The sequence below is a fragment of the Paenibacillus agaridevorans genome, assembly GCF_003112455.1.
Classification (GTDB): Bacteria; Bacillota; Bacilli; order Paenibacillales; family Paenibacillaceae; genus Pristimantibacillus; species Pristimantibacillus agaridevorans.
The window spans coordinates 182,830-191,169 of record NZ_BDQX01000339.1 but is presented as its reverse complement, the minus strand read 5'-3'; the positions used below and the strand labels follow the sequence as shown (position 1 = coordinate 191,169).

Genomic DNA, 8,340 nt, shown 5'->3' with positions numbered 1-8,340 from the left:
CGGCTTGCGTCTCCGGCTGCCACGAGCCGCCGAAAAGGATGACGTAGTTGTCGTCCGCTCCTGTCGGCGCATTGCGCAACAGGTAGTCCAGCTCATAATAAGTTGCCGTCTCGAATACATGTTCTTTGCCTGCTAATGCTTCGTAACGGTCGCCGAAGTATCCCGCGTTGCCGGGAGCTGCCGGAACGACGGAAGGCGCTGCTTGTATGCTGACGTTGGCCGCGCCGAACACCGGAACCGCGATCGCGGCGGCGAGCAGCAGGGAAACAAAGCGGCGTGTTTTTTTGATTTCGCTCATTTCACACATCTCCGATCTAATTAATTGGAATTATAATAGTAAAATACCATGCAACAAGTAAGCTAGAGGGGAACAACCTCCTTTTCTTGAAATACAGGAAGCATAGGCTTTCTCTATTTCTCGGATGGAATGGAACGCCGCACACTGACGAATGGCAGCAGCAGCTACTTTCAACTTGTGAATTCAGGATAAAAAAAGAGACTCGTCGAAAAGCGCCCATGCGCTTTCAAACAAATCTCTGGTGGTCCAGTGGATGCTGTGCTCTTTAGTTGTCCTAGTTCGTGATACAAATTCGCCTGAACCCATCATAAGGGGCATTCCCCCTGCTGTCAATGCTTTTTACGCATTTCGGATAGAAATAGTCGGAATTAAACCTCCGACGCTAAATTTACAAACCTTTCCCGCCAATAGGACGTATCGGCACGGAGCTGGTTCCCGCGATCAAAGGCATGCAGCTTTGAATCAAAGCTCTCACCTTCTCGTTCTTCAACGACGCGGCGTGGGCTTCCTTGTTCTCCCACAGCTCCATGATCCATAACGCATCGGGATCCTCCTCCGACTCGTTTAAAATATAGAAGAGGCAGCCATCCATTCCTTCCAAAGTCTCCGCGCTTTCAAGCATCCGTCTCGCAAGCTCATCCCTCATGCCAGGATGAGCCTTCAGTTGTCCAAACATCGTAAATTTATCCATCTTCTTCTCCCTCTCCTCGTAACTCCAGATTCGTTAACATCGCCCCGTAATGCTCCGCCATGGTTCTGCACGCTTCCGCCATGCGTCTGGCCAGAGGCACCGATTCGATGGTAAGCGAGGTGCTGTACGGCATTAAGAAATAAGGCACATACGTCGACAACAAGGCGCTATCCAATCGGAAGACGGCGGCCTCCGGCTGACGCTCGGCCAAAGCATGGCCGAACAGCCAGTGCCGGCATAATTCGTTCAACACTTGCTCTTGTCCCCGAATGAGAACAGTCTTCATGCTCCGACTGTCTCCTTCGGACGGAAGCAGATGCGAAAGCAGGAAATCTCTAGCGGAAAATGCGGCCGGCCGATGGAAGCCGAGTTCCGTTGCATGCAGTCCGGTCATTCGGTCGACGCGGAAGCTGCGAATATCTTCGCGGTATCCGCAATAGCCAACCGCATACCAGTTGCCCTTCCAGTACACGATTCCGTACGGGTCGAACAGCCTTGCCGGTACCTGGTCGCCTTTGCCCTTGTCATACGCCATCCGAAGCGTTTGCCCTTGACCCGCGGCATCCTCCAGCATCCGAAGGAAGTGCTGGTACTTTTCTTCGAGAGGAGGCGAAATGACGGACAAGCCCTGCTCATGCCGCTCCAAAAGATCCAGCTGTTTCTCGTTCGCGTATTGCTTCAGCTTTCCTACCGCCCGCTCCAAAGCGACCGAATGCGGGTAACCGGCTTCCCTGGCGAACACGGAGGCATGGATAAGACTCCTCTGTTCCTCGTGATCGAAGAGCAGGGGCGAGTCCTTGAAGCGGCTCAGGATGCTGTAGCCGCCACTCGGGCCGCTGTCCGCCACGATCGGCACGCCGCTGGCGCATAGCGAGTCGATGTAGCGGTAAACAGACCTTACATGAATGCCAAGCTCCTCGGCCAATTGCCCCGCGGTCATACGTTTGCCGGAGCGAAGCATCCATAGGATCGCCAGCATATTATCAGCTTTGCCCATTCCAACCACCCTCCCCTAATTCGGTAGACGGTTATATGTCTAGTATAACCGACTATCCCTGACAAAGACGGTCAGGGATAGTTTCTTAAATCTATAATATCTACCCTCCGGCCTGTATTACTTGGCCATTGCTGCCTTGGCGAATATCCATTAACGCCGCCGCGGTCTCATCCAGCCGCTCCCGAATCATAATGGCTTCCGCATAACGAGCCGGAATTCCCGCGTAACCGCAATAAATACCTGCCAAGCCCCCCGCAATGGCACCGATCGTATCGGAATCCCCTCCAAGGTTGGCTGCCCGCTGCACCACTTGCTCGAAGTCGGTCGACGTTGCGAGCAGATAGACAACCCAAAGCATCGTATGGACGACGAAACCTCCAGGTTCGCAATTCGGCGGTACCGTCAGCGCAGGCTCGTATTCCGTGCCCTTCACCTCCGTCCAGAGAGCATCACGCAGCTCCTCTCCTTGCAACAGTCTGTATGCGATACGCGTATAGATCGCGCATGCTTCGTCACACCTCGAATCATAGTGCGTCATGCGGGATTGCAGGCGAGCGATATGCTCCGCTTCGGCCAATCCCGGATATGCCAGCGCAGCGGGCAGGCATCGCATCAGAGACCCGTTGCCGGCGCTTTGTCCCATCATCTGGTCCGTATACAGGGCGGCTTCGAACCAATTCCCTTCGTAGTGCTCGATAGCATAGCGGATTATGTTGCCGACATCCTTCGGCCGCGTTTCGTACCACTCCAGAAACTTCTCGCCGATTGAATCGAGCGGCTGGCGGGGCTGTAGCAAGATGCCATCCGCCACGCATAACGTCATCATCGTATCGTCCGTCACCTCGCCCGGCGCAAGACGCCAGACTCCTCCGCCGATGATTTCCGTCAAGAAGCCGTGTTTCTCTTCAATCTCCTTTACGCTCATGAACTCAGTCGTTCCTCCGAGCGCATCGCCAATAGCTACGCCATATAAGCCTCCCTTTAATCGGTCAAAAACTTTCACATCCGCCATATCCCGAATCTCCTTCCATGAAACCTATTCGACCTTCAGCAATGTTCATAGCGGATCCAAACGTTTAAGAGCCTCCGCCACTTGCTCCTCCCGCTCCCGGAGAGTACCTCGCAGAATCTGGAACGGCACGCCTCTCTCCCTGAGATCGTCCATGATCGCCTGTTGGAATTCCCCGCGCTGCACCTCGCCCGAACGATCCCAAGTATTGTCGTACGGAATATCCGCATCGCATAAGAAGACAAGTCCGTATCTTGTCTCCGCCTCCCTGGCCAATCTCGCTAGCCCCTGAGTAGCCTCTCCGTGGTAATACAGCGAGAACATATACGTCGTAATGGCATTGGTATCCACGAACAGCACATCGCGCGCCTCTTGGAGCTTTTTCTCTTCTCTCTCCAGATGGCTGGACGCAATCTCCTCCAGTTGCTCCAGGGTCAGTCTTCTGTCGATCTGGTTCTGCTCCCAATATTCGCGGCCATACTCCGGCATCCACGCCGTTCTATAATGCCTCGCCATACTTTCGGCCAATGTCGTCTTGCCCGTCGAAGGCGCGCCCAAAAATACGACCTTGGTCACCAAGTCTCGATACACGATGGGATTCAAATAATGCCGGTTTTCATAAGGAGCGTTCCTCACTGCCGTACCGGATACGGGAACAGTCAGCCGCTGGAGATCGACTTGGCGGTTAACGGCGTTCAGCGCGACGCTCATGTGCTCGCCGTACGGCTCGCTGGAGTAGAAATGCGTGACCTTGCGCTCTCCGAGCAGACCCAGGACGTAGTCCTCCTGAGCTTTCATAATCTCCGCCGTATAGCCAGTCTCCCTGGGTCCGTCCCAAGCTTCGATGACATCCGTCCCCGGATACAACCTGCGAATCCAGTCGGCGCGGACATGCAGCGGGATCGAAATCGTCTCGGGGCAGTCATAAATGATCACAATGACCTCATCCATCTCCTCGAGCGCAGTCTCGATCATGAATTGATGCCCCTTATGGAGCGGAGCGAACTTCCCCAGCGTCAATCCGATCCGCCGCTCATCCAAGGGTGGTTCCCCCTTTCACAGCTCTATCGTAATCCCGCTTCCACGAAACATATCCACTCGTCGCAATGCCGAGGAAGATGACGTACAGGAACGCCAGCGTATAAAGCTCCTTGTAGAAGTACATCCCGACGGACAATACATCGACGGCGATCCAGACCAGCCAGTTTTGCAAAATTTTCGAAGAGAGCAGAAATTGGGCAATCAGGCTGAGCGTGGCGATAAAAGCATCCGCGTACGGAATCGAAGCGTCGGTGTGCGTATGAAGCAAGTACCCCCATAGCGCCGTCACGGCGACGGCCAGCATGCCGAGAAGAATCGCAAGCGGCTTCGTCAGATTCCGCGTCGGGCGCACCTTGGCGCCTTCCCGCTTGGTCAGCCAGACGATCCAGCCGTAGATGCTGAGCACGAAGAACACGACCTGCAGCATCATGTCGGCATACAGCTTCACCTCCAGGAACATGAAGAAGAAGCAGCCGACATTAACCAATCCGACAGGCCAAGCCCAGATATTCTGCCTGGCGGTCAGCCATACGCTGAGCAGTCCCGTAGTTGTAGCGACGATTTCCAGCGTCGTCGAGGACGTGAACCAGGCGATGGCCAGCATCGCGGCGAATAATAGCGGCAGGAGCCATTTGTTGTTCATGATAAGCGCCTCCTTATATTGTCGATATGATAATATCAAAATCGAGAAGAAAATCGCCTAGCCGTAAATAGACAGCCCCGGCGAATATTCGGTAAATCGGTAAAGCTGGGCCGCACGCTGCGAATAACGATTGGACGACTTGGGCCGGCCTTCGGAATCCCGCGCTTCTTCGATAATGCCTTGGCGGCTTTGCGTGGACGTAATCTTGCGGATAAAGTTGGGCTCCTCGAACGTCGGTACAACGGTCTGTATGACCTGGTACAGCTCGCTGATCGTAAATTCCTCGGGCAGAAACTCCCGCGCGATCGTCGTCGTCAGCATTTTCTCCCGCACTCTCGCAAGCGCGTCGCGAAGCATGTCGCCATGATCGAAGCCAAGCTCCATCGCAAGCGCCTCCTCCAGAGGGAACAGGCGGACATCGGACGCGTCGGTATCCGCTCTCCGATTGATAAGCTTGTGCTCGTGCACCAATGCGAAGTAAGCATGGGACAGAATCCAGCCCCGCGGATCGCGGCCGGGCTTGCTGTAAACGTTGAAGTATTCCATATGCACGTCCGTTACGCCCGCTTCTTCCCTCAGCTCGCGCAGCGCGCATTCGTACATGCTTTCCGTCTCCTTGCAAAAGCCGCCGGGCAGCGCCCACTTGCCTTCGTAGGGCCAGACCTTCCGCTTGATCAGCAGCACCTGCAGCTCGCGCGTCGGCAATGCCTTCTTCGGCGTCGCCTTCTCTCTCGACGTTATCGTAAAGATGACGATATCGCTTGGAGCGCCGTCCGGCGTACGGAAGTTTTCGGGCGAATAGGCGTCGGAATGTTCTTCGTTAGACATTGAATTCACCTGCTTAACTAATTTGTTCTCGTTCACGGAATGTCGATTTGATAACATCATTATGACATAATTGATTGAAATGTCAAGACTCCCCCTCGTCAATACACTACATGCCTTGACAGGAATATTCCTCATGACGTATATTATGGTCATGAACGAAATATTACAAGCCATCGCTGAACCCACACGCCTTCGAATCGTCGAGCTGCTGCGGGACGGAGAGCTCACTGTTGGCGATATAGTGGAACGCTTAAGCCTGAATCAACCGCAGGTGTCGAAGCATCTTCGCGTGCTTCAGGAAATCGGTATCGTCACGATGATTCCCGACGGAAACCGCCGAATTTGCAAGCTTCGTCCAGAACCGCTGCAACAGCTGAACGCATGGGTCGGCACATTCCGGCGAATCTGGGACGAGCGACTGGATCGTTTGGACGATTATTTGCAGGAAATACAAGAAGGTTCGGATGAATAACGCGTATAAGGGCCGGTAGCCGATCATCAAACACAAATGGAGGTATGAACATGACAACCACAGAAGGACAATTGCGGATCATTCGTACATTTAAGGCTCCGCGCCACTTATTGTTCAAAGTATGGACGGAGACGGAGCATCTGAGCAAATGGTGGGGGCCAAAAGGCTCGACGCTGCATGTCGCGAAGCATGAGCTGAAGCCGCAGGGCCTCTTTCATTATCGCCTGACAAACCCGGACGGCCACCAGATGTGGGCCAAGTTCATTTATCGCGAGATTGATGCGCCTGAGAAGCTTGTCTTCCTGAATTGTTTCTCGGATGAAGAAGGCAACACATTCCCCGCTCCGTTCGGCCCCGAGTTTGTCGATTTCCCGCTGGAAGTGAACCATGATATATCATTTGCAGAAGCAGATGGAGGAACGACCCTTACGATCACCGTCGGTCCCCATAACGCGACGCCAAAGCAGCAAGCCTTCTACCAGAGCATGTTCGAGTCTATGCGGCAAGGCTTCGACGGCTCCTTCGACGAGCTCGATGGCTACCTGGCGGAGCTTCAATAATCGGCAGCAGGACCGCAAACCTCGCATCCGCGACGCTTGCGGTCCTGCTCGCTTTCAATCCAACAGCGAAACCTCGGGATACTTCCCTTCCGCGGAATACCAGGTCAGCAAGCTGCCATCCGATGTCCAGCCTAACAATGCTCCCGCCCCTGCCCGGGAGGCTTGTTTCTCTTGCAAGTCGATCAGGAAGGTGCCCTGTCCGGCGATGTGTGCGGCGAAATATCGGTCGCTTTCGTCGCCCGCCTGCGGCATCGGCAATGCACGAATAATTTCCATCCGTTCACCGCTCCAGCCCGGAATCGCTCCTTTTAAGATCTCTAACGCAACTTCAGGCATCGTCACGCTTGCTTCTTCGGCGAGCAATCCCTTCTTTACATCGTAAATCGCCTTGCCGCGTCCCATAACCAAATCCGAACGGCCGATAAGCGGTACGGCAACGGTATCCGAATCCAGCCAAGCCATCGGATAAACGAAATGCCATCCGTCGCTATGTCCGATGTAAGCCGCCTTCTCGTGATGAGCCAACCGTTTTCCCGTCGCATCGAAAATCCACAAATCCGCGTACGAGCCCAAAAAGCCCTCCGAATCCGTCAGTACGGCAACCTTGTCGCCATCCGGCGATGACGCAATCCCATATATCGAAGCTTCCTCCGAATGATAAATTCGTTTCTTTAAATCGGCCGCCTGATCCACCAGATAGACAAATTCCAACCCTTTAGCGATATAGTAGGTTTCCCCTTGCGCGGGAAAAGCATACAAATCTTGAACGCCGCTGTCGCTCGACCTGCTCACCGTCAATTCCGGCCATTCCACGCGGTCTACGCGAGACACCTCGCCCGTTTCGGGATCCAGCCGGTCCAGATTGCCGTCCCGATCGTACATGATAATTGTTCCGCCTTCCCCTGGGCAGCATGACGTACCGATATACACCGCCGAGTCGAAGGCATGCTCCTTAACGACTTTTCCTTGGACGTTGGTCCACCTGATCCCGCTCCATGCCTTGCCCGCATGCACGATGACCGCTCTTCCCTCGTAAGGCAATACAGCCTTAACCGGCTTGCCTTCCGACGTCATTGTTCCTTCTAACATAAATCCGACAGCGCTCTCCGGTGGCAGCTCCGTAAACCGGACGACCGCGCGTCGATTATCGGTCCATTCCACCGCATAACGATAGTCAAGCGTTCCCAAACTACTGGCATCATATATCGTCGATTGGATCGCAAGCTCCACCGATTCCCGATCCATATCCCGGTTGCCGATCAAAAGGACCGTATCGCTGTCTTCATCGATGGTGACCGTCAGCTCGGGCTCGCTATCATCTCGATCTCCCTGGAGTATCCGCTGGATCAATTCCGACGTTAATGCCCAAGCCTGGGCGCCGGATTCGTTTGTCCCTTCCGCATACACCTTGCCGCTGGGAGCCGAACCATTGGTTTGGCGCAAGTCGTTCAGCGAGAGCATCAAACTTCTATCGCTTCCGACCAGTTCGAGCTTGTACAGAATGCCTGATTGCTCCGGATCGCCAATATAAGAGAGCTCCGCTTTTTCCAGTCCTGCCACGATGGCTTCGATCCCGTCAAGATCGCGATGTTCCGTCACAACGCCGCTCTCTTCGTTAATGACCTTAACGACTTGGATCTCCGAAGGCAAAGCCAAGCTAGCCGTGTTTTTATCTAGTTCACCGTTTTTGCTGCAAGCTTGTACGATAATTATGGACAGGATCAGAACGAAAAATATCCGCTTTCGACTAAACAACTTCAATACAACCGCCCCTTTCTGCATACAACCAGCCACTATCTTC

Annotated in this window: 10 protein-coding genes; 2 read left to right on the top strand and 8 right to left on the bottom strand. The window is 54.2% G+C overall.

Annotation, left to right across the window (positions count from 1 at the left end):
• From PAT3040_RS37475 to PAT3040_RS27170, 7 genes are all read right to left on the bottom strand, one after another.
• Window positions 1–298, bottom strand: a 298-nt coding sequence (locus PAT3040_RS37475) for a hypothetical protein (RefSeq protein ID WP_181376866.1), incomplete at its 3' end; no start/stop codon positions are given.
• 388 nt (window positions 299–686) lie between these two features.
• Window positions 687–989, bottom strand: coding sequence for a putative quinol monooxygenase (locus tag PAT3040_RS27195; RefSeq protein ID WP_108995148.1), 303 nt, complete (start codon window positions 987–989; stop codon window positions 687–689).
• Window positions 982–1,986: a helix-turn-helix transcriptional regulator gene (locus PAT3040_RS27190; RefSeq protein WP_108995147.1), complete on the bottom strand. Its 1,005-nt coding sequence runs from the start codon at window positions 1,984–1,986 to the stop codon at window positions 982–984. The genes PAT3040_RS27195 and PAT3040_RS27190 overlap by 8 nt, the downstream gene beginning before the upstream one ends.
• A 100-nt stretch (window positions 1,987–2,086) precedes the next feature.
• Entirely contained in the window at window positions 2,087–2,998 is a 912-nt protein-coding gene (locus PAT3040_RS27185) for an ADP-ribosylglycohydrolase family protein (protein ID WP_181376865.1), read from the bottom strand.
• 45 nt (window positions 2,999–3,043) lie between these two features.
• A complete protein-coding gene (locus tag PAT3040_RS27180; protein ID WP_108995146.1) occupies window positions 3,044–4,036 on the bottom strand; it encodes an AAA family ATPase in 993 nt (330 codons plus the stop codon).
• A complete protein-coding gene (gene pnuC / locus PAT3040_RS27175) occupies window positions 4,029–4,679 on the bottom strand; it encodes a nicotinamide riboside transporter PnuC (RefSeq protein WP_108995145.1) in 651 nt (216 codons plus the stop codon). The genes PAT3040_RS27180 and pnuC overlap by 8 nt, the downstream gene beginning before the upstream one ends.
• 57 nt (window positions 4,680–4,736) lie before the next feature.
• Window positions 4,737–5,507 carry an NUDIX domain-containing protein gene (locus tag PAT3040_RS27170; protein ID WP_087572089.1) on the bottom strand — a complete coding sequence of 257 codons (771 nt, stop codon included), beginning with the start codon at window positions 5,505–5,507 and terminating at the stop codon, window positions 4,737–4,739.
• 133 nt (window positions 5,508–5,640) lie between these two features.
• Between PAT3040_RS27170 and PAT3040_RS27165 the strand changes: the two genes are divergently transcribed.
• Both PAT3040_RS27165 and PAT3040_RS27160 read left to right on the top strand, forming a co-directional pair.
• Window positions 5,641–5,979, top strand: coding sequence for an ArsR/SmtB family transcription factor (locus tag PAT3040_RS27165; RefSeq protein WP_258235181.1), 339 nt, complete (start codon window positions 5,641–5,643; stop codon window positions 5,977–5,979).
• Window positions 5,980–6,029: 50 nt separating this feature from the next.
• Window positions 6,030–6,539 (top strand): SRPBCC family protein, encoded by a 510-nt coding sequence (locus PAT3040_RS27160; RefSeq protein ID WP_258235180.1) that lies wholly within the window; start codon window positions 6,030–6,032, stop codon window positions 6,537–6,539.
• A gap of 54 nt (window positions 6,540–6,593) precedes the next feature.
• On the opposite strand, the gene PAT3040_RS27155 is transcribed toward PAT3040_RS27160, so the two are convergent.
• Entirely contained in the window at window positions 6,594–8,300 is a 1,707-nt protein-coding gene (locus PAT3040_RS27155) for a hypothetical protein (protein ID WP_146200569.1), read from the bottom strand.
• Between the last annotated feature and the right edge of the window lie 40 nt (window positions 8,301–8,340).

What these genes read in the sequence shown, in the direction of transcription:
- PAT3040_RS27195 (WP_108995148.1), bottom strand. Translation starts at nt 989, where the DNA reads ATGGATAAATTTACGATGTTTGGACAACTGAAGGCTCATCCTGGCATG.
- PAT3040_RS27190 (WP_108995147.1), bottom strand. Translation starts at nt 1,986, where the DNA reads ATGGGCAAAGCTGATAATATGCTGGCGATCCTATGGATGCTTCGCTCC.
- PAT3040_RS27185 (WP_181376865.1), bottom strand. Translation starts at nt 2,998, where the DNA reads ATGGCGGATGTGAAAGTTTTTGACCGATTAAAGGGAGGCTTATATGGC.
- pnuC (WP_108995145.1), bottom strand. Translation starts at nt 4,679, where the DNA reads ATGAACAACAAATGGCTCCTGCCGCTATTATTCGCCGCGATGCTGGCC.
- PAT3040_RS27170 (WP_087572089.1), bottom strand. Translation starts at nt 5,507, where the DNA reads ATGTCTAACGAAGAACATTCCGACGCCTATTCGCCCGAAAACTTCCGT.
- PAT3040_RS27165 (WP_258235181.1), top strand. Translation starts at nt 5,641, where the DNA reads ATGACGTATATTATGGTCATGAACGAAATATTACAAGCCATCGCTGAA.
- PAT3040_RS27160 (WP_258235180.1), top strand. Translation starts at nt 6,030, where the DNA reads ATGACAACCACAGAAGGACAATTGCGGATCATTCGTACATTTAAGGCT.